The organism is Roseomonas sp. F4 (assembly GCF_053891155.1).
Map to the genome: position 1 here is coordinate 266,651 of NZ_JBSSHK010000004.1, position 17,545 is coordinate 284,195.

The following is a 17,545-nucleotide window of genomic DNA, read 5'->3' on the forward strand; positions in this document are numbered from 1 at the left end:
TTAGAAGTCGTAGAGGCGCGCCGGGTTGTCCACCAGCACGGCGCGCCAGACGGCTTCATCCGGCACCCAGTCGCCCAGCAGGGCGAGAAGCGGGGCTACCTCCGGCTTCGGCTCGGCCTGGTTGGGATGCGGCCAGTTGGAGCCCCAGACCAGCCGGTCCGGTGCCGCCGCCACCAGCCTGCGCGCCAGCGCCGCCACATCTGCATAGTCCGGCGGCCCGCTGCGCGAGGTGCCATAGGGTGAAGACAGCTTCACCCAGACATGCCCGGCCTCCACCAGCCGGAGCAGCGCCCGCATCGACGGGGCATCGGGCGCCACCGGCGTCTCGAAACGGCCGATATGGTCGATCACCACCGGGCAGGGCAGGGCGCGGATCAGCGACTCCCGTGCCTCCATCTCCCCGCCGTCGAATTGCAGCTGCACATGCCAGCCCAGCGGCGCGACATGGGCGGCCAGGGCGTGCAGCTCCTCCCACGGCACCAGCCCGCCCTTGAGCAGGAAGGCGCGGGCGCCCCGGGCACCGGCGGCGTGCAGCCGATGCAACTCCGCCAGCGGCGTTTCCGGCGTCACCACGGCGACGGCCCGGGCCGAATCCAGCCCCAGCGCGGCCACCGCATCCATGGTGCAGGCATTGTCGGCGCCATAAGCGGTCGGCTGCACCACCACGGTGCGGCCCAGCCCGAGCCGCGACCGCAAGGCCGCATAGGCTGGCAGGTCATAGGCGAAAGGCACGGGGGAAGGGTTGCTGGGTGCGACCGGGTAGCGGGACTCAGGCCCGTAGATATGCATGTGGCAATCGGTCGCCTCGGCGGGGACCGGGAAGCGGGGGCGGGTCATGGCGTCTCCTCTGCCGCGCAGCGAAGCCGCGAGCCGAAAGGTTGTCCAGCCGCGCCACGGGCCATAGGGTGCCGGCAATCCGAATCGGGAGGAAAAAATGTTGCATCGCAGGACAATCCTGGCCGGCGCGGCCGGTCTTGGCGCGGCGTCGCTCACGGCCGGCACGGCGCGAGCGAGTTGGGAACCGACGCGGCCGGTCCAACTCATCGTTGGCTTTGCCCCGGGTGGCGGCGCCGACCTCGCCGGGCGCGCCATCGCCGAGGCCTCTTCCAGCTTCTTCCCCGCGCATCTGGTGGTGATCAATCGGCCGGGCGCCGGCGGGGCGATCGCCGCGCAGCACGTCGCCGGCTTGCCGCCGGATGGGCTGAACCTGCTGGTGGGCGGCGGCAGCGAAAGCACCTCCCTGCCAGCCTTCCGGGATCTGCCCTATGACCCGAAGCGGTCCTTCCGTTCCATCATCCGGCTGACGCGCCAGCCGCTGGTCATCGTGTCCAAGAAGGGCGGGCGCTTCCCAGACATCGCCTCGGTCGTCGCGGCGGCGAAGCGGGACCCGGGCGGCGTGCCGCATGGCTCCTCCGGCCTGGGCTCGATCTACCACGCGGTCTTCGTGCTGTTTTCCAAGTCAGCGGGCATCGACCTGCTGCACGTGCCCTTCAGCGGCGGCGCGCCGTCCTTGCAGGCGCTGCTGTCCGGCACGGTGGAGCTGGCGGTGCTGGCGCCGGAGGAGATGGCCGGGCTGTTGCAGGCGGGGGAGGTGCTGCCGCTGGCGGTCGCCTCCGAGCAGCGGCTGGAGCTCATGCCGCAGGTGCCGACGCTGCGCGAGTCCGGCTACGACGTGGTGGTGGAGAACATGAAGGGCCTCTGCGCCCCCGCCGGCCTTTCGGATGCGGCCGCGGCGTCGCTGCACGACCGTTTCAAGCAGGGGATGCAGCAGCCGGTCTGGCGGACCTTCCTGGAACGGACGGGCGCGATGGATGGCTATCTGGACGGGCCGGGCTTCCAGGCGGCGATGGACGCCGTGCTGGACGCGCTGCGGGCCAGCATCGGCCGGACGGGCTGACCGGAAAAGGGGGCGCAGCGCGCCCCCTCGAATGCCTATTGGACGGTGATGCCCTTGCTGCGCACGACCTCGGACCAGCGGTCCAGGTCGCTGCGCATCACGGCGGCAAGGGCAGGGCCGTCGCCGGCCACCGGCGTTGCGCCCTGCTGCACGAAGCGGTCGCGCACTTCCGGATTGGCGAGCATCTTGCCCACTTCCTCCTGAATCCGGGCGACCACCGCCGGGTCCATCCCGCGCGGGCCGAGCAGCCCGTACCAGAAGGAATAGGTGAAGTCGAAGCCGAGTTCCTTGGCCGTCGGCACATCCGGCAAGGCCGGCATGCGACCGCCGGTGGTGCCGATGGCGATCGCCCGCGCCCTTCCATCCCGCACCGCGCCCAGCACCGTGGGCGGGGCGGCGATCAGCAGGCCGACGCGGCCTGCCATCAGGTCGGTGAAGGCCGGACCCATGCCGCGATAGGGCACATGGGTCATGCGGATGCCGGCGATGTCCTGCAGATACTCGGTATAGAGATGCGGGGAGGAGCCGGAGCCCATCGAGCCGTAGAAATTGCCCTCCGCCGCCTGGCTGCGCGCGGCCTCCACATAGTCCCGCAGCGTGCGGGACGGGGCATTGCCGGGCACGACGAAGACGGTCGGGTAGTCCACCATCAGCGAGACGGGCGTGAAATCCGTCATCACGTCGAAGCCGAGATTGGGAAACAGCGGCGGCGCGGTGGCCAGGGAATTGTCGGTGACCAGCAGGGTCGAGCCGTCATTGGCCGCACGCACCACATTGGTCCAGCCGATCACGCCACCGCCGCCGGAGCGGTTGTCCACCACGAAATTGCCACCGGTCTGCTCGCCCAGGCGCTGCGCCAGCAGGCGCGCCACGAAGTCGCTGGTGCCGCCGGGCGGATAGGTGACGACGATGCGGACCTGGCGCGTGCCGGGCCAGGCGGGGCTTTGCGCAACCGCGGGCAGGGCGGCCATCAGCGCGGCGGCGGCGCCCAGCAGGATTCGGCGGAACATGGCGTTTCTCTCCTTGTTAGTCCCGGCCGTTTGCGGCCTTGGGGCGGGCTCGGCCGGTTTCGGCCTTGGTCTTGGCTTGGACGGCGGACGCCGGATGGTGCAGAGCCAGCACATCAGGGGCGCAGCCGCTCGGTCGCGATCCGCGCGCCCTCGCTCATGCTGCGCAGCTTGGCCCAGACGACATCGGCCGAGACGCGGCCGCGCCCGGCCGCCGTGTCGAAGCCGCAATCGGTGCCGGCCATCAACCGGCGCGGATCGCCGAGGCTCTCGGCGATGCGTTCGAGCCGTTCGGCCACCACTTCCGGGTGCTCGACGAAGTTGGTGAGCGTGTCGATGACGCCGGCGACCAGGATCTGATCCTCGGCCAGCGGCTGCTTGCGGAACAGGCGGTGTTCATGTGCGTGGCGCGGATTGGCGAAGGGCAGCACGAAGCCGCCGACCTTGGCCTGGAGGATGGTGGGCAGGATGTCCACCAGCGGCACGTCGGCGTCGTGCGGGCCTTCGTAATTGCCCCAGCAGACATGCAGGCGGATACGGTCCTTCGGCAGACCCTCGATGGCGCGGTTGATGGCGGTGACGACGCGCTCGCAGAAGCCGATGAAGTCGGACAGCGGCCGGTCCTGGTAGGAGGCGTGGCGTTCGAGCGCCAGGTCGGGGCAGTCCAGTTGCAGGATGAAGCCGGCATCCAGGATCGCCTGGTATTCCCGGCGCAGTGCCGTGGCCAAGGCGGCCAGATAGGCTTCCTCCGTGTCATAGTGCTTGTTCTGCACCACGGCGGCGACGATGCCGGGGGAGGGCGCGGCGAGGAAGGCTTCCCGGTACTGACCCTTGGCCGGCGCTAAGGCGCGGGCGAATTCGGCGCATTCGGCGGCCATGGCGGCATCGCCGATATAGCGCACATCGCCCACGGCGGCGGGCAGGTTGGCGGTCATGCTCGCCGTCTCCTTGCCCGCATTGGCGGCCTGGAGGTCGGCCTTGAACTCCGGATAGGCGTCGATGTCCTGCCAGCCGCCGCGCAGGCTTTCGCCGCCCAGCCCGGTCAGCCGGTCGCGCAGGTACAGCACGAAGGATTCGCGGCCCTGCTCGCCATTGTTCGGAATGTCGATGCCGGCGGCGATCTGCTTCGGGACGATGGCCTCCACCGCCGCCTGTGCCGCCGCTTCCAGCTCCGCCGCGTCCACTGCTTCACCCCGCGCGCGGCGGGCATGCAGGCGCGTCAGGGCGCGCGGGCGCGGCAGGCTGCCGGTATGGCTGGTCAGGATGCGCTCGGCACCGTTTGGCATGATGTTTCCCCCGATTTGGGAAAACCTTACCTTCGCAAACCATCCGCCACCAGGGTGCAGCCCGCCACGGCCAGGAGGATGGCGAGCCCCGGCCAGACGGCGACCCAGGGCGCGCTGAACACCAGGTCCTGCGCATTGGCGAGCATATTGCCCCAGCTCGCCGCGGGGGGTGCGATGCCGAGGCCCAGAAAACTCAGCGTGCTCTCGGCCAGGATGGCGCCAGCCACCGTCAGCGCCGCTGCGATGGCGATGGGGCCGGCGATATTGGGCAGGACATGGCGCAGCAGCACCCGCGCCTCGGATGCGCCCAGCGCGCGGGCCGCCCGCACATAATCCCGCGCGAGGACGGAGAGCGCCGCCGCGCGCGCCAGCCGCGCCACGCCGACCCAGCCGAAGACGGACAGGATGGCGACAATGCGAAAAATGTCGGCGGCGGCCTCACCGCGCGGCAGGCCGATGCGCCCTGTGTCGACTGCGGCCAGCACCACCAGCACGGGCAGGGCCGGCAGGGCCAGCATGCCATCCGCGAGCCGCATCAGCACCGCATCCACCGCCCCGCCGCGCCAAGCCGCCAGAAGCCCGATGCCGGTGCCGAGCAGCGTCGCCGCCAGCGCGGTTGCCACGCCCACGGCGAGCGACACACGCGCGCCCTCCAGCAACCGCAGCAGCACGTCCCGTCCGAGGTCGTCGGTGCCGAGGGGGCTGGTGGCGGAGGCCGGAGCGAAGCGATTGAACAGGTCCGGCGCAAAGGGGTCGAGGCCCATCCAGCCGGCGACCAGCGGCGCGGCGAGGCCGCCAATGGCGAGCAGGCCAAGCAGGAAAAGCCCGAGACGAAGTCTCATCGCTTCACCCTCCCCCGCAAGCGGGGGAGGGAGAGATGTGGCGCTCTCCCCTCATACCAGCCGTGGGTCCAGCGCCCGTTGCGCCACATCGGCGGCCAGCGTTGCCAGCATGGTCACCAGGGCCACCAGCAGCAGCGCCACCAGCGCCAGGTTGGTGTCATTGCCCATCACCGCGTCATAGATCAGCTTGCCCATGCCGGGCCGGGCAAACAGCGTTTCGGTGATCAGCGCGCCGCCCACCAAGCTGCCGGCATCCAGCGCCGCCACCTGCAACACCGGCACCGCCGCATTCGGCGCGGCGTGGCGCAGCAGGATGCGCATCTCCCCGGCGCCACGCGCGCGGGCGGCGGTGATCCAGGGGGCGTGCAGCACATTGGTGAGCTCCGCCGCGCTATGGCGTGCATAGGCGGCGAGGTTTGCCACGGCCAGCGTCGCCACCGGCAGCACCAGGAAGCGCAGTGCCTCCGCGCCGCCGGCCTCGGCGGAGCCGCCGGCGGGCAGCCAGCCCAGCGTCACGGCGAAGATGATGATCAGCAGGATGCCCAGCCAGAAGCTCGGCGCGGACTGGCCAAGGATGGCGATGGCATCGGCGAAGGGCGCGAAGCGGGGCCGCATCGCAGCCAGGGCGCCGAGCGCGAGGCCCAGCAGGGCGGAAACCGCCACAGCCGCACCCAACAGCACCAAAGTGGAGAGCAGCGCCGGGCCGAGGATCTGCGCGACGGGTTGCGCGAACAGCCGCGAATAGCCCGCCTCTCCGGTCAGCAGCGACCCGGCCCAGGCGACATACCGGATCATCAGTGGCTGATCGAGGCCGTGCAGCGCGCGCATCCGCACCGCATCCTCCGCCGTCAGACGGGGATCGCCGGCCAAAGCCAGGTCGATGGGATCGCCGGGCATCAGTCCGATCAGCAGGAACATCGCCAGCGACAGCAGCGCCAGCGTCACCGCGATCTGCACCAGCCGCCCGGCGAGCAGGCGGATCATGTCTCGGCCCGGTGGCAGACGGCTTCCACTCGGTTGCCGTCCGGGTCGCGCAGGAAGGCGGCATAGTAGTCCGGGTGGTAGTGCGGCCGTAGCCCCGGCGCGCCATCGTCACTGCCGCCCGCCGCGACCCCGGCAGTATGGAAGGCCTGCACCGCCGCGCGGTCCGGCGCCCCAAAGGCCCAGTGGCAGGCCGGGTCGGCGGCGGCGGCGCCGAGGCGGATGGTCAGGTAGCCGGCCGCATCCCGCGCGCCATAGCCGATGGCCCGATCCTCCCGCCACACGCAGCCCATGCCGAGCAGCGGCATCACGGCGTCGTAGAAGCGGGCGGCGCGGGGTAGGTCGGTGACGGCGATGGACACATGGTCCAGCATCAGCGAGTCACCCGCCATTCCTCGACCCAGTTGGAGGAGGGGCTGAGATGCCCGGTCGGCCGCACCCCGTCCAGCCAGGTCGGCCAGACATGCGCGTCGGAACGGAACCACAGCGGGATGACCGGCAGTTCCTCGGCATAGATGGCCTGGAGGCGATGCCACAACACGCGGCGGCGTTCCCGGTCCAACTCGATGGGCAGGGCTTCCAGCAGGCTGTCCATCTCCGCATTGCGGAAGCCGGTGTAGTTCTGGCCGGACCAGTTGCGGGCGGCGGTCGGGATTTCGTCGGAATGCAGCGTGGTGCGCGGCACGTTCTCGGGGCTGCTGATCCAGGCAAACAGGGCGGCGCCGGTGAAGCGGCGGCGGCTGACGGTCTCGCTGAAGAAGACGCGCGGCGGCTCGTTGCGGATGCGCGCTTCGATGCCGGCCTGGCGCCACATGCCCTGGATTACCTGCTGCACCGCTTCCCGCCCCCGATTGCCGGCGGTGGTCATCAGTTCCAGGGTGAGGCGATCCCCGGCCGCATTGCGGCGGATGCCATCGGGGCCTGGGGTCCAGCCGGCCTCGGAGAGCAGGGCGGCCGCGCGGGCCGGGTCGAAGGGCCATTGGCGCACGGCGTCGTCATGCATGCCGTCCAGCGGATTGACGGTGGTGTGCGCGATGGGCTGGCGGCCCTCGAACAGCCGGGCGACGATCTGGCCGCGGTCGATCGCCATGACCAGCGCCTGGCGCACCCGCAGGTCGGCGAGGATCGGATTGTCCAGCATCAGGTCGAGATGTTCGTAGACCAGGCCGGGCTTGTATTCGATGCGGAAGCGGTTACGGGTGCGGCGCTCCAAAGCGGAGACCTGTTCCAGCGGCAGGCCGAGTTCCCCCGCCACCATGTCGATCTGCCCGGCGAGAAGCTGCGCTTCCAGCGCCGCGGTGTTCTCGATGGTGCGGATGTTGATGCGCCGGAAGGCCGGGGCTGGGCCGGACCAATGGGCGTTGCGTTCCAGCGTCACGCCGGTGCCGGGCTGGGTGGCGGTGACCCGGTAGGGGCCGTTCCACAGGCCGGGATTGGTGGGCTCCGTCTCATAGGCGCTGCGGGTGCGGTAAGTGCGCGGCTCGGCTTCCCAGCGAGCGCGTTCGATATGGGCGGGCAGGGGCACCCAGTCGCCGCTGGCGCCGTATTCGAAGGTGACCTGGTCGAAGCGCAAGGTGATGCGACGGGGGGATTCGACGATGGCCTCATAGGCGCGACGATAGAATTCGCTGCCGCCGAAGCCGGTGGAAAAGTCGCGGCCGGCCTGCCAGGCGAACAGCAGGTCCTCGGCCGTCACCGGCGTGCCATCGCCCCAGGCCCAGCCTTCCCGCAATTCCCAGGTCACGCGGATGCCGGATTTGCCATCCGGCGTCTGCTCCAGCGTGGCGAGGCCGTTCTCCAGGCTGGGGACGGTGACGCAGCCGAGGCACGTCAGGTTCCAGTCGGGGTCACGGCTCGTCAGCGGCCGGCGGGTGAAGCCGCCGACATAGGACTTGGCCGCCATGGATTCGATGTTGGGGTGGAAGGTCGCCGGGTATTGGGTGATGCCGATGGTCAGACTGTCCCGCGCCGGCTGGGCGAAGGCGGGGGCGGCGGCGAGGAGGAAAGCGAAGGTCAGCCGGCGCGTGCGGGCCATGGATCGGTTCCCCTGCTGATACCGTGAATGCGAACCCCCCCCACCGTGACCCGGTCGCTCAGCCGGTACCGGCCGCCGGCGATGAGGAGGTAACGGTCATTGCCACCGGCGGAGATGCCGAGGTGTGGAAAATCGGCCAGCCGCTCGGCCGAGAGTGCCAGATCCTCGGCAAGCCGTCCGGCCGCTTTCGCACTGCGTGATGCGAGGGCCGCGACCAGGGCCTTGGCGTCATCCTGGGCGCCAAGCGTCCAGTAGACCCTCAATCGCGCCCTTCCCGTGCGTCGGCCGCGTCGACGATGCCGCGCAGGCTCGCCATGACCTCCTCATGCGGGACGATCCGACCAGCGGCGAGGTCCGCCTCGCCGCGAAGGATACGGGCGCGCATTTCGAGCGAGGCGGCGACATGTTCGGCGACGGCATCAAGCACCAGGCTCTCTGGCGCGCGCCCCTCGGCGCGCGCCATCTCGGCCAGGGCGTCCCCGATGGTCTCGGGCAGGGATACCGTGAGGTTCATCTCCGCCATCGCCTACTTCCTTACTCCGTGCCGTCCTTCGGCTTCGCCTCGGCCAGCGAGGAAATGCCGCCATGGGCGCCGGACCAGCCCACCGGGTCTTCCAGGAACTTGCGCACTTCCTTCAGCGCGGCTTCCGAGAAGTAGGGGCGTTCGCGGCAGACTTCCAGCACATCCCACCAAGTGCAGAGGTGGTGCAGATTGAGGCCCATGGCCTTCATCTGCTCGAAGCTGCCTGGGAAGACGCCGTAGTAGAAGACCACGAAGGTGTGGTCGCAAATCGTCCCGGCCTCCCGCAGCGCATTGGCGAAGCGGATCTTGGAGGCACCATCGGTGGTCAGGTCCTCGACCAGCAGGGTGCGCTGGCCGATCGGAACCTCGCCCTCGATCTGGGAATTGCGCCCGAAACCCTTGGGCTTCTTCCGGACATAGGCCATGGGGGCCATCATGCGGTCGGCGATCCAGGCGCCGAAGGGAATGCCGGCGGTCTCGCCGCCCACCACCACGTCGATGGATTCGTAGCCGATGTGTCGGCCGATCTTCTCCACCGCCAGGTCGCAGATGCGGTTGCGGGCGCGGGGGAAGGAGATGATCTTGCGGCAGTCGATATAGACCGGGCTCTTCCAGCCCGACGTGAAGGTATAGGGCTCCTCCGGCCGGAAATTCACCGCCTTGATCTCCAGCAGGATCCGCGCGGTGGTCAGGGCGGCGTCGCGGTCCCAGTCGGAGGCGTGCGGGATGGCCATTGTTGCGAGTTCCTCATGCGCGGAGCGATGCGCCGTTGGTAGCCCTGCGACGCGGCGCCGTCCATGACGGTTGAGCAGGTCTGGGTGCTGGCCGACCCGCGCGCCGGCACGGCGGCGCAGGCGTTGGGCATCGCGGAACGGCTGCCGGTGCCGCATCGGGTGGTGCCGCTGGAATGGGGAAAGCTGGCCCGGCTGCCCCTGCCTTTTCCCACTTTGCTGGGCCTGACCGGGCCGGCGCGCGCGGCTTTCGTGCCGCCCTGGCCGAGGCTGGTGATCTCCGCCGGGCGACGCGCCGGGCCGGTGGCGCGCTGGCTCGGGCGGCGCGGTGCGCGTGTGGTGAACTGCATGCGGGCCGCTGGGCATTTCGACCTGTCGGTCATCGGCCGCCACGACGACCCGCCCGATTCGCCCGATGTGCTGCCGATTCTGGGCGCGGCACATCGCGTGACGCCGGCGCGCCTCGCCGCAGCGCGGGAGGAATGGTCGGCGCTGGCGGCGCTGCCCGGGCCAAGGGTGGCGCTGCTGCTGGGCGGGCCGGTGCGGGGAGAGGGGTTGGCCCCGGCCCTCGCGACCGCGCTTGGCGAGCAGGTCGCGGGTTTCGCCGGCAGCGTCATGGCCAGCGCCAGCCGCCGTACCGGCGGGGCGGCGACCGAAGCCCTCGCGCAGGCGCTGTCCGCGGTGCCGCACCGGCTGCATCGTTGGGGTGGGGAGGGGCCGAACCCGTATCTCGGCTTCCTGGCCTGGGCGGATGTGGTGGTGGTCAGCGGCGACAGTGTCTCGATGCTGTCGGAGGCGCTGGTCGGCCCCGCGCCGCTGTTCATCGCGCCGCTGGGCGGGGAGGGACGGCGGCATCTGGCGCTGCACCAAAGCCTCTACGCTGCTGGCCAGGCGCGGCCTCTGGACCAGGCGCCGGCGCCTTTTGTCAGGCCGCCTGTGGATGAGGTGGGGCGGGTCGCCGCTGAAATCCTGGCGCGCGGATGGCTGTGAGGCGGAACCGGGGCGCCGCTGCCGGCGAAGCACCCACCATGTCCAGCACCACCCTCACCGGCTTCCCCATGCCCTGGCGCGATCGCGCCGGTCGCTTTTCCTGGCTGCGCGCCCTGGTGCTGGGGGCGGCGCTGATGCCCGGCCTGGCGCTGCTGTTCTTTCTCGGCACCGGCCAGATGGGCGCCGAGCCCTGGAAGGCGGCGACGCGGGAGGCCGGCACCCATGCGCTGCGCTTCCTGCTGATCTCGCTGGCGGTGACGCCGCTGCGTTACCTGGCGGATTGGCCGAAGGTGCTGACGCTACGCCGCATGCTGGGGCTGGTGGCGCTGGGCTACGCGCTGCTGCACCTGATTCTCTATGCCGGCCACATGGCCTGGGACCTGGCCGAGATCACCAGCGAGATCCTGCTGCGTTTCTATCTGACGCTCGGTTTCACGGTGCTGCTGGGGCTTTGCGTGCTGGGCTGGACTTCGACCGATAGCTGGCAGCGGCGGCTCGGGCGGCGGTGGAAGCGGCTGCACAAGGGCGTCTATGTCCTGGCCGCGCTCGGCATTTTTCACGCGTTTCTGCAGGCCAAGTCGCGCGCGGATTCCACGGTCGTGCTGGCCGGGCTGTTCCTGTGGTTGATGGGATGGCGGCTGCTGCCGGGCTGGGCGCGGGCGCATGGCGCGGCGCTGGCCGGGCTGGCGGTGCTAGCGACGCTCGGCGCGGCCGGGCTGGAATGGGGCTGGTACGCAGGCACCACCAACCTGCCCGCCGGGCGCATCCTGGCCGCCAATCTGGATCCGGCCGCCGGGTGGCGGCCGGCCCAGGGCGTGCTTCTGGCGGGTCTTGCGGTGGCCGCGCTGACTGCGCTGCACCGCCGCCTGACCCGCCCGGTGCCTAAACCCCGGGGACGGTAATCTGCTGGTCGTTCTGGCCGCGCATGGCCCAGCCCGTGGTGCGGTTCTCGATGGCGACCGCCGCGACATACATCGCCACGCCCATTACCGCCGTCACGATCAACCCGGCGAAGACCAGCGGCACGTCGAAGCGGCTGCTCGCCAGGATCATCAGATGGCCGATGCCCTTATTGGCCGCCACCGTCTCCGCGATGATGGAGCCGACGAAGGCCACCGTGATGGCGATCTTCAGCGAGGCGAAGAAATACGGCATCGCCCGCGGCAGCCCGACCTTGCGGATGATGTCGGAAGGCCGCGCCCCAAGCGCGCGCAGCACGTCCCGAAGCTCCGGCTCCACGGTCGCGATGCCGGTCGCCACGTTCACCACGATCGGGAAGAAACTGATCATGAAGGCGGTGATGACGGCCGGGACGGTGCCGATGCCGAACCAGATGACCAGGATCGGCACCACGGCCACCTTCGGCACGGAGTTGAAGCCGATCAGCAGTGGGTAAAGCCCGTGATACAGCAGCGAGGAACTGCCGATCGCCACCCCCAGCAGCAGCCCGAAGATGACCGCCAGGAAGAAGCCGATCAGCGTCGTCATCAGCGTCTGCCAGCTATTGTCCAGCAGCGGCACCCACCACTTCACCATGCTCTCGGCGATGGCGGAGGGCGCCGGCAGCACGAATTGCTGCACGTTGAAGGCGCGAACGCCGATCTCCCAGATCACGAACATGCCGATGATGACGAGCCAGGGCAGCCAGGCCTGAAGCCGGCGACGGCGGCGCTGCGCCACGGCCATGGCCGTCAGCCGGCGCAGCGCCTCCGGCGACATGGTGGCGTCACTGGCCGGGTGGAGAGTGCTCTCAGTGGCCATGGACGACCTCCTCACCCTTGCGGGCGGCGCTGATATGTTCGCGGAGATCATGCACCAGCGAGACGAATTCGGGCTTGTAGGTCGTCTCCAGCGTGCGGGGCCTTGGCAGGTCCACCACACGCTCCGCGATGATCCGGCCGGGGCGGGAGGACATGACCAGCACGCGGTCCGCCAGATAGGCGGCTTCGCGCAGGTCATGCGTCACCAGGATCACGGTCGGCTTCCGCGCCATCCACACATCCTGCAGCACCGCCCAGAGATCCTCGCGTGTGAAAATGTCGAGCGCCGCGAAGGGCTCGTCCAGCATCAGCAGCGCGGGCTCATGGATCAGCGCGCGGCACAGGCTGGCGCGCTGCTGCATGCCGCCCGACAGCTCATGCGGGAATTTCTTGTCGAAGCCGCCGAGGCCGACCAGCTTCAGCAGGTCCTGCGCCTTCGCCTCATACATCGCGCGCTGGGCGCGGAGCTGACGGCGATGCGGCTCCACCACTTCCAGCGGCAGCATCACGTTGTCGATGATGTTGCGCCACGGCAGCAGCGTCGGATTCTGGAAGGCCATTCCGGCGATGGAAAGCGGCCCGTCCACCTCCTGCCCCGCGACCAGCAGCGTGCCGGCGGTGGCGGGCCAGAGGCCGGTGACCAGCTTCATCAGGGTCGATTTGCCGCAGCCCGATGGACCGACGACGGCGATGAACTCGCCCTTGCCGACCGACAGCGTGGCATTCTGCAAGGCCAGCGTGCCCTCCACGCCGCCATAGCGCATGGCCACGTTGCTGATCTCGACGAAAGGTCGCTCCATCCGATTTCCCCGGCCTTCCCTTTGGCGCGACGGGTCGCGCACAGTCCTGTGTGCGACAGGGGGTGGGTTCGGCGCAAGACGCGCTGCGCCGCACAAGAGGCTGTTTGAGGCAGGATTGGGCGATTTTCTGGCGCGCCTTCAGGCAGATCGCCTGATTTGGCGTCAACGCCCCTGCATCACGGCCTGGCAGGCCAGCGGCAGGCGCGGCGGCGGGCCGGGGCGCGCCGGGCGGCGGGGCGGGGTGCGCGCCTCCTCGCTGAACCACCAATCCAGCGAGGCGTCGCAGCCATCCCCCGGCGGCGGCGGGCCGATGTCGCGGCAGTCCGGACTGTCCGGCGGGCAGCGCAGGCGGATGTGCATATGGCTGTCATGGCCGCGCCAGGGCCGCACCCGGCGCAACCAGGGCGCGCCGGCATGGTCGGCGCAGAGCCGCCGCTTGATCGCGGGATTCACCAGCAAGCGGTCGAGCCCTGGCGCCTCCGCCGCGATGCGGATCAGCGTGGCGTGGCGCGCGGTCCAGCGGCTCGAATCCACATCCTGCCCATCGGCGCGGACCAAAGACGGGATGGTCAGATCCTCCCGCATCGCCGCCGGCACGCGCGGCTTCGGCCGCAGGTCGAGCCAGATATCCACATCCAGCCCGCTTTGATGGCTGGCATGGCCCCAGGGCATCGGCCCGCCGCGCGGCTGCCCCAGGTCGCCGATCCAGAGATCTGGGAGCCCCGCCGCCTGGGCCCGGCCGGCCACATGCGCGACCAGTTGCAGCGTGGCTGGATGCCCCCAATGCCGGTTGCGGGAGGTGCGGATGGCCTGCCAGCCGGGCCCCTCCGGCGCCAGGGACTGGCCGCCGGCGAGGCAGCCGAGATTGGTGGTGCCGATGGATCGCGTCGGCCCGGCAGTCGGACGCGCCAGTGCCGCCCAGTCCTCCGCACGGGCCAGTGGCCCCTGTTGCGCCAGGGCGGAGGGGGCCAGCGCCAGAAGGCCGAGGGCCAGACACAGTCGAAAAGGGGCATGGCGCATGGGCTGATGATGACGGGGCGGGCGGGTCGGCTCAAGGCGGCCGGGATCACGTCCTTGCAGGCTGGGGCTTGCATCTGCAATCGATTGCGGGCACCTTGCCGCCGTCGCTACCGGCTGCCGGGGCGGCGGGAAGAAACGGACCCTCATCATGAACAAGACGCCCGAAGGCGCTGGCCTTGGCCGGCGCGCGTTGATGGCCGCCGGCGCAGCGGCGGCCGTGGCGACGACGGGTGCGACGCAGGCCACGGCGCAGGCGCCCGATCCGGCGCGGCCGATCCTGCTGCGCGGCGCGCTGATCCTGTCCATGGACCCCGCCATCGGTGATCTGCCAAGCGGCGATATCCTGATCGAGCGCGGCGCCATCCGCGCCGTGGCGCCCAGCATTCCGGCGCCGGAGGGCGCCGAGGTGATCGAGGCCGCCGGCCGCATCGCCATGCCGGGCATGGTCAACGGCCATATCCACCTGGCCCAGTCGATGCAGCGCGGCCTGTCCACCGAGCATTCCTTCGGCGGCTACTTCCAGACCATCGTGCTGCGCCATTCCAACCGCATGACGCCGGCCGATGTGCAGCTCGCCGACCAGGCCGGCGCGCTGGAACAGATCGCCGCCGGCGTCACCACGGTGATGGACTGGTCGCGGGAGACGATGTCGCCCGACCATGCCGATGCGGCGCTGGCCGGGTTGGACGCCGCCGGCATCCGCGCCGTGCTGGCCTATACCGCGCCGCCGATCCCGCAGGGTGGCGATGCGGCCGCCATCAACGGCCGCATGATCGCCCATGCCCGCAGCCTGCTGGCGCGGCGGGCGGAGGGGCTGGTGCGCATCTGGACCTGCCTGCAAGGCCCGGACTTCATGCCGCTGGCGCCCGCGCTGGCCGATATGAAGCGCCTGGCGGAACTCGGCGTGCCGATCGCCATCCATACCGGCGCCGCCATCTACCCGAACCGCAAGACCCGGCTGCTGGCGCAGCTTGATGCGGAGGGGCTGCTGAACGAACGGCTCCAGATCGTCCATTCCAACACGCATGAGGCGGATGAGTACAAGCTGGCCGCCGAGAAGGGCGTGATGCTGTGCTCGACGCCGGAGGTGGAGATGCGCATGGGCCATGGCCACCCCGCCATGTTCCAGGCGGCCGCCGCCGGGATGAAGGTGGCGGTCGGCACGGACATCCCCTCCATGGTCGGCGGCGGCATCCTGCCGCAGCTGCGCGTGGCGATGGCGGCGGAGCTGCACCGGATCAATGTCGCGGCGCTGGCGGCCGGGCAGGGGGTGCCCGCGACACCGCCGGTCACCGCGCGCCAGATGCTGGAATTCGCGACGATCGGCGGCGCGCGCGGCCTCGGGCTCGATCGCCTCACCGGCAGCCTGACGCCGGGCAAGCGCGCCGATATCCTGCTCGTCCGCGCCGACAGCCCGCTGACCGCGCCGCGCAGCGATCCGGCCGGCCTGGTGCTGTTGCAGGCCGGGCCGGGGGATATCGAAACCGTCATCGTCGATGGCCGCATCCGCAAGCGCGACGGCCGTCTGGTGGATCCCGGCGCCGCGGCGCTGTTCACCCGGCTCCAGGCGCGGGCGGAGGAGATGGCGGCGGCGGCGCGTTGAAGCCGGGTCCATCTGGCGCATCCGTGCGTTGCCCCGGCCCCCCGGCCTGTGGCATCCAGCGCCGATGATTCCCACCCGGCGCCTCCTCCTCTCCGCCACCGCCTCCCTGCTGGCCACGCAGGCCCTGGCGGCCAGCCAGGACTTTGACAGTTTTCTGGAAGGCGTGCGTGCGGATGCGCGCCGCGCCGGCGTGTCGCAGAACACGCTGGCCCGGGCGCTGAACGGCCTTCGCCCGAATGACCGCGTGCTGGAGCTGGACCGGCGGCAGCCGGAATTCACCCAGACCTGGGAACAGTACCGCGACGCCCGCCTGTCGCAGCAGCGCATCGATGCCGGTCGCCGCGCCTTCGCCGACAACCGCACGACTCTGGAGGATGTGCAGGGCCGCTTCAGCGTCTCCCCGCGCGTCGTCACCGCGATCTGGGGGCTGGAGACGAATTACGGCGGCTTCACCGGCAATATGAATGTCATCCAGTCCCTGGCGACGCTGGCCTGGGATGGCCGTCGCGCCAGCTATTTCCGCAATGAGCTGATGGCCGCGCTGAAGATCCTGGATGCCGGCCATGTGGCGCCGGACCGCATGCGCGGCAGCTGGGCCGGCGCCATGGGCCATCCGCAATTCATGCCGAGCAATTTCGACCGCCTGGCGGTCGATATGGATGGCGATGGCCGCCGCGACATCTGGGACAACCGGGCCGATGCGCTCGGCTCCATCGGCAATTACCTGTCGCGCTCCGGCTGGCGCGGCGATGAGCTTTGGGGGCGGGAGGTGGTGCTGCCCGCCGGCTTCGACACGGAACAGGCGCGGCGCGAGAATATGCGCCCGCTGCGCGACTGGGTGCGGATGGGGGTGCGCCGTCCGGATGGGCAGGAGCTTCCGGCACTCGACATGCCGGCGGCCATCCTGATCCCTGGGCCGAGCGGACAGGCCTTCGCCGTCTACCACAACTTCAACGTCATCCGTCGCTACAACCCTTCCAACTTCTACGCCCTGGCGGTCGGAATGCTGTCGGACCGCGTCGCCTGATGATCCGCCGCCGGTCCGGGCTGGTCGCGACGCTCGCACTTGCCGCGCTGGCGGTTGGCTGCGCCCGCACGCCCCCGCCACCGGCGGCACAGCCGCGCTATATGGTGGGCGAGCCCTATCAGCTGGGTGGGCTGTGGTCCTATCCGCGTGAGGACTTCGCCCTGGTGGAGACCGGCCTCGCCGTGGTCGCCAGCGATACCCGCGCCGGCCGTCGCACCAGCAACGGCGAGATCCACGACCCCGCCGCGCTGTCCGCCGCGCATCGCACCTTGCAGATGCCCGCGGTGCTGGCCGTGACCAATCTGGAAACCGGCCTGCAGATCGAGGTGCGGATGAATGACCGCGGCCCGTCCCAGCCCGGGCGCGTCGTCGCTTTGTCGCGCCGCGCGGCGGAGCTGATCGGGCTGCGGCCGGGCGGCACGGCGCAGGTGCGCGTCGAGGTGGTTGGCGAAGCCTCCCGCGCTCTGGCTTCCGGCCTGCCGAGCCAGGAGGTGCGGGAGCTGGCGATCAGCGCCGCGCCGCTGGGCGCGGTGGAGCGGGAGACCCTGGCCCCGCCCCCCGGCGCCACCCAGGCCAGCCGGCTGCGGGAGGCCCGGCAATTCCCCGGCGCCGGCCGCGCCGGCGGGGCCACCGCCGCCAGCACCGGCCCCGCGCCGCCGCTGCGCCTGCCGGAGCGTGTGACGCGAGTCGCCGTGCGGCCCGGGCTGCTCTGGGTGGATCTCGCCACTTTCTCCCGCCGTGACATGGCGGATCGGCAGGCGGCGCGGCTGGCCGGGCTGCGGCCGCGGGTGGATGTGCTGGGCGGGCGCGGGCGCGGGTCGCAGCCGACCTACCGGGTTCGGCTCGGCCCGTTCAACAGCGTGGCGGAGGCGGATCGCGCGCTGGAGGGAACGCTGCGGGCAGGCGTTTCGGAGGCACGGATACTCGTCGACTGATGGCGACGGGCGCTTTCAGCGACTCGTCGTTGCCCCTATCCTGGCAGGAAGCGTCGGCGGGGCCTCGGGCCGCTCGTCCGGCTTTGGCGGACGCCAGCCACCAGCACG

Annotated in this window: 19 protein-coding genes; 6 read left to right on the top strand and 13 right to left on the bottom strand. The window is 70.7% G+C overall.

Translation table 11 applies throughout. The annotated features are described in order from the left end of the window. Positions 1 to 837 (bottom strand): amidohydrolase family protein, encoded by an 837-nt coding sequence (locus ACVFYP_RS17660; RefSeq protein WP_499201514.1) that lies wholly within the window; start codon positions 835 to 837, stop codon positions 1 to 3. 100 nt (positions 838 to 937) lie between these two features. On the opposite strand from ACVFYP_RS17660, the gene ACVFYP_RS17665 reads away from it, so the two are divergent. Continuing rightward, positions 938 to 1,897, top strand: coding sequence for a tripartite tricarboxylate transporter substrate binding protein (locus ACVFYP_RS17665; protein WP_499201515.1), 960 nt, complete (start codon positions 938 to 940; stop codon positions 1,895 to 1,897). Positions 1,898 to 1,932: 35 nt separating this feature from the next. Here the strand turns inward: ACVFYP_RS17665 and ACVFYP_RS17670 are convergent, their stop codons facing one another. The 9 genes from ACVFYP_RS17670 to ACVFYP_RS17710 all read right to left on the bottom strand — a co-directional run bounded on the left by ACVFYP_RS17670 (position 1,933) and on the right by ACVFYP_RS17710 (position 9,305). Continuing rightward, a complete protein-coding gene (locus ACVFYP_RS17670) occupies positions 1,933 to 2,907 on the bottom strand; it encodes a Bug family tripartite tricarboxylate transporter substrate binding protein (RefSeq protein WP_499201516.1) in 975 nt (324 codons plus the stop codon). Positions 2,908 to 3,020: 113 nt separating this feature from the next. Beyond that, the gene (locus ACVFYP_RS17675; protein WP_499201517.1) at positions 3,021 to 4,190 is read right to left on the bottom strand and encodes a cobalamin-independent methionine synthase II family protein; all 1,170 of its coding nucleotides are present in this window, start codon (positions 4,188 to 4,190) and stop codon (positions 3,021 to 3,023) included. Positions 4,191 to 4,216: 26 nt separating this feature from the next. Beyond that, positions 4,217 to 5,032 (bottom strand): ABC transporter permease, encoded by an 816-nt coding sequence (locus ACVFYP_RS17680; RefSeq protein ID WP_499201518.1) that lies wholly within the window; start codon positions 5,030 to 5,032, stop codon positions 4,217 to 4,219. 51 nt (positions 5,033 to 5,083) lie between these two features. Next, on the bottom strand, positions 5,084 to 6,016 hold the full coding sequence (locus ACVFYP_RS17685) for an ABC transporter permease (RefSeq protein ID WP_499201519.1): 933 nt from the start codon (positions 6,014 to 6,016) through the stop codon (positions 5,084 to 5,086). Beyond that, positions 6,013 to 6,405, bottom strand: a complete 393-nt coding sequence (locus ACVFYP_RS17690; RefSeq protein ID WP_499201520.1) for a VOC family protein — start codon at positions 6,403 to 6,405, stop codon at positions 6,013 to 6,015. Before ACVFYP_RS17690 ends, ACVFYP_RS17685 begins: the two co-directional genes overlap by 4 nt. Continuing rightward, positions 6,387 to 8,048: a peptide ABC transporter substrate-binding protein gene (locus ACVFYP_RS17695; protein WP_499201521.1), complete on the bottom strand. Its 1,662-nt coding sequence runs from the start codon at positions 8,046 to 8,048 to the stop codon at positions 6,387 to 6,389. The genes ACVFYP_RS17690 and ACVFYP_RS17695 overlap by 19 nt, the downstream gene beginning before the upstream one ends. Further along, positions 8,027 to 8,311, bottom strand: coding sequence for a hypothetical protein (locus tag ACVFYP_RS17700; RefSeq protein WP_499201522.1), 285 nt, complete (start codon positions 8,309 to 8,311; stop codon positions 8,027 to 8,029). Before ACVFYP_RS17700 ends, ACVFYP_RS17695 begins: the two co-directional genes overlap by 22 nt. After that, a complete protein-coding gene (locus ACVFYP_RS17705; RefSeq protein ID WP_499201523.1) occupies positions 8,308 to 8,571 on the bottom strand; it encodes a CopG family ribbon-helix-helix protein in 264 nt (87 codons plus the stop codon). The genes ACVFYP_RS17700 and ACVFYP_RS17705 overlap by 4 nt, the downstream gene beginning before the upstream one ends. 11 nt (positions 8,572 to 8,582) lie before the next feature. Beyond that, a complete protein-coding gene (locus tag ACVFYP_RS17710; protein WP_499201524.1) occupies positions 8,583 to 9,305 on the bottom strand; it encodes an orotate phosphoribosyltransferase in 723 nt (240 codons plus the stop codon). 63 nt (positions 9,306 to 9,368) lie between these two features. Here ACVFYP_RS17710 and ACVFYP_RS17715 point away from each other — a divergent pair, with 63 nt between their 5' ends. Together ACVFYP_RS17715 and ACVFYP_RS17720 are read left to right on the top strand one after the other, a co-directional pair. Next, a complete protein-coding gene (locus ACVFYP_RS17715; protein WP_499201525.1) occupies positions 9,369 to 10,292 on the top strand; it encodes a mitochondrial fission ELM1 family protein in 924 nt (307 codons plus the stop codon). A 38-nt stretch (positions 10,293 to 10,330) separates the two neighbouring features. Next, positions 10,331 to 11,194: a protein-methionine-sulfoxide reductase heme-binding subunit MsrQ gene (locus ACVFYP_RS17720; RefSeq protein WP_499201526.1), complete on the top strand. Its 864-nt coding sequence runs from the start codon at positions 10,331 to 10,333 to the stop codon at positions 11,192 to 11,194. Here ACVFYP_RS17720 and ACVFYP_RS17725 read toward each other — a convergent pair. The 3 genes from ACVFYP_RS17725 to mepA all read right to left on the bottom strand — a co-directional run bounded on the left by ACVFYP_RS17725 (position 11,175) and on the right by mepA (position 13,872). After that, positions 11,175 to 12,053: an ABC transporter permease gene (locus ACVFYP_RS17725; protein WP_499201527.1), complete on the bottom strand. Its 879-nt coding sequence runs from the start codon at positions 12,051 to 12,053 to the stop codon at positions 11,175 to 11,177. The two genes, ACVFYP_RS17720 and ACVFYP_RS17725, sit on opposite strands and share 20 nt — an antisense overlap. Then, positions 12,043 to 12,852, bottom strand: coding sequence for an ABC transporter ATP-binding protein (locus tag ACVFYP_RS17730; RefSeq protein WP_499201528.1), 810 nt, complete (start codon positions 12,850 to 12,852; stop codon positions 12,043 to 12,045). Before ACVFYP_RS17730 ends, ACVFYP_RS17725 begins: the two co-directional genes overlap by 11 nt. 162 nt (positions 12,853 to 13,014) lie before the next feature. Continuing rightward, complete coding sequence (mepA, locus tag ACVFYP_RS17735) at positions 13,015 to 13,872, bottom strand: penicillin-insensitive murein endopeptidase (RefSeq protein WP_499201529.1); 858 nt, start codon at positions 13,870 to 13,872, stop codon at positions 13,015 to 13,017. Between the two features lie 148 nt (positions 13,873 to 14,020). Between mepA and ACVFYP_RS17740 the strand changes: the two genes are divergently transcribed. From ACVFYP_RS17740 to ACVFYP_RS17750, 3 genes are all read left to right on the top strand, one after another. Beyond that, positions 14,021 to 15,475 carry an amidohydrolase family protein gene (locus tag ACVFYP_RS17740; protein ID WP_499201530.1) on the top strand — a complete coding sequence of 485 codons (1,455 nt, stop codon included), beginning with the start codon at positions 14,021 to 14,023 and terminating at the stop codon, positions 15,473 to 15,475. A 64-nt stretch (positions 15,476 to 15,539) separates the two neighbouring features. Next, positions 15,540 to 16,502: a lytic murein transglycosylase gene (locus tag ACVFYP_RS17745; protein WP_499201531.1), complete on the top strand. Its 963-nt coding sequence runs from the start codon at positions 15,540 to 15,542 to the stop codon at positions 16,500 to 16,502. After that, positions 16,502 to 17,437, top strand: a complete 936-nt coding sequence (locus ACVFYP_RS17750; protein WP_499201532.1) for a septal ring lytic transglycosylase RlpA family protein — start codon at positions 16,502 to 16,504, stop codon at positions 17,435 to 17,437. The genes ACVFYP_RS17745 and ACVFYP_RS17750 overlap by 1 nt, the downstream gene beginning before the upstream one ends. Positions 17,438 to 17,545: the final 108 nt, after the last annotated feature.

What these genes read in the sequence shown, in the direction of transcription:
- ACVFYP_RS17690 (WP_499201520.1), bottom strand. Translation starts at nt 6,405, where the DNA reads ATGGCGGGTGACTCGCTGATGCTGGACCATGTGTCCATCGCCGTCACC.
- ACVFYP_RS17725 (WP_499201527.1), bottom strand. Translation starts at nt 12,053, where the DNA reads ATGGCCACTGAGAGCACTCTCCACCCGGCCAGTGACGCCACCATGTCG.
- ACVFYP_RS17745 (WP_499201531.1), top strand. Translation starts at nt 15,540, where the DNA reads ATGATTCCCACCCGGCGCCTCCTCCTCTCCGCCACCGCCTCCCTGCTG.
- ACVFYP_RS17705 (WP_499201523.1), bottom strand. Translation starts at nt 8,571, where the DNA reads ATGGCGGAGATGAACCTCACGGTATCCCTGCCCGAGACCATCGGGGAC.
- ACVFYP_RS17710 (WP_499201524.1), bottom strand. Translation starts at nt 9,305, where the DNA reads ATGGCCATCCCGCACGCCTCCGACTGGGACCGCGACGCCGCCCTGACC.
- ACVFYP_RS17660 (WP_499201514.1), bottom strand. Translation starts at nt 837, where the DNA reads ATGACCCGCCCCCGCTTCCCGGTCCCCGCCGAGGCGACCGATTGCCAC.
- ACVFYP_RS17750 (WP_499201532.1), top strand. Translation starts at nt 16,502, where the DNA reads ATGATCCGCCGCCGGTCCGGGCTGGTCGCGACGCTCGCACTTGCCGCG.
- ACVFYP_RS17720 (WP_499201526.1), top strand. Translation starts at nt 10,331, where the DNA reads ATGTCCAGCACCACCCTCACCGGCTTCCCCATGCCCTGGCGCGATCGC.
- mepA (WP_499201529.1), bottom strand. Translation starts at nt 13,872, where the DNA reads ATGCGCCATGCCCCTTTTCGACTGTGTCTGGCCCTCGGCCTTCTGGCG.
- ACVFYP_RS17670 (WP_499201516.1), bottom strand. Translation starts at nt 2,907, where the DNA reads ATGTTCCGCCGAATCCTGCTGGGCGCCGCCGCCGCGCTGATGGCCGCC.
- ACVFYP_RS17715 (WP_499201525.1), top strand. Translation starts at nt 9,369, where the DNA reads ATGACGGTTGAGCAGGTCTGGGTGCTGGCCGACCCGCGCGCCGGCACG.
- ACVFYP_RS17680 (WP_499201518.1), bottom strand. Translation starts at nt 5,032, where the DNA reads ATGAGACTTCGTCTCGGGCTTTTCCTGCTTGGCCTGCTCGCCATTGGC.
- ACVFYP_RS17685 (WP_499201519.1), bottom strand. Translation starts at nt 6,016, where the DNA reads ATGATCCGCCTGCTCGCCGGGCGGCTGGTGCAGATCGCGGTGACGCTG.
- ACVFYP_RS17740 (WP_499201530.1), top strand. Translation starts at nt 14,021, where the DNA reads ATGAACAAGACGCCCGAAGGCGCTGGCCTTGGCCGGCGCGCGTTGATG.
- ACVFYP_RS17695 (WP_499201521.1), bottom strand. Translation starts at nt 8,048, where the DNA reads ATGGCCCGCACGCGCCGGCTGACCTTCGCTTTCCTCCTCGCCGCCGCC.
- ACVFYP_RS17730 (WP_499201528.1), bottom strand. Translation starts at nt 12,852, where the DNA reads ATGGAGCGACCTTTCGTCGAGATCAGCAACGTGGCCATGCGCTATGGC.
- ACVFYP_RS17675 (WP_499201517.1), bottom strand. Translation starts at nt 4,190, where the DNA reads ATGCCAAACGGTGCCGAGCGCATCCTGACCAGCCATACCGGCAGCCTG.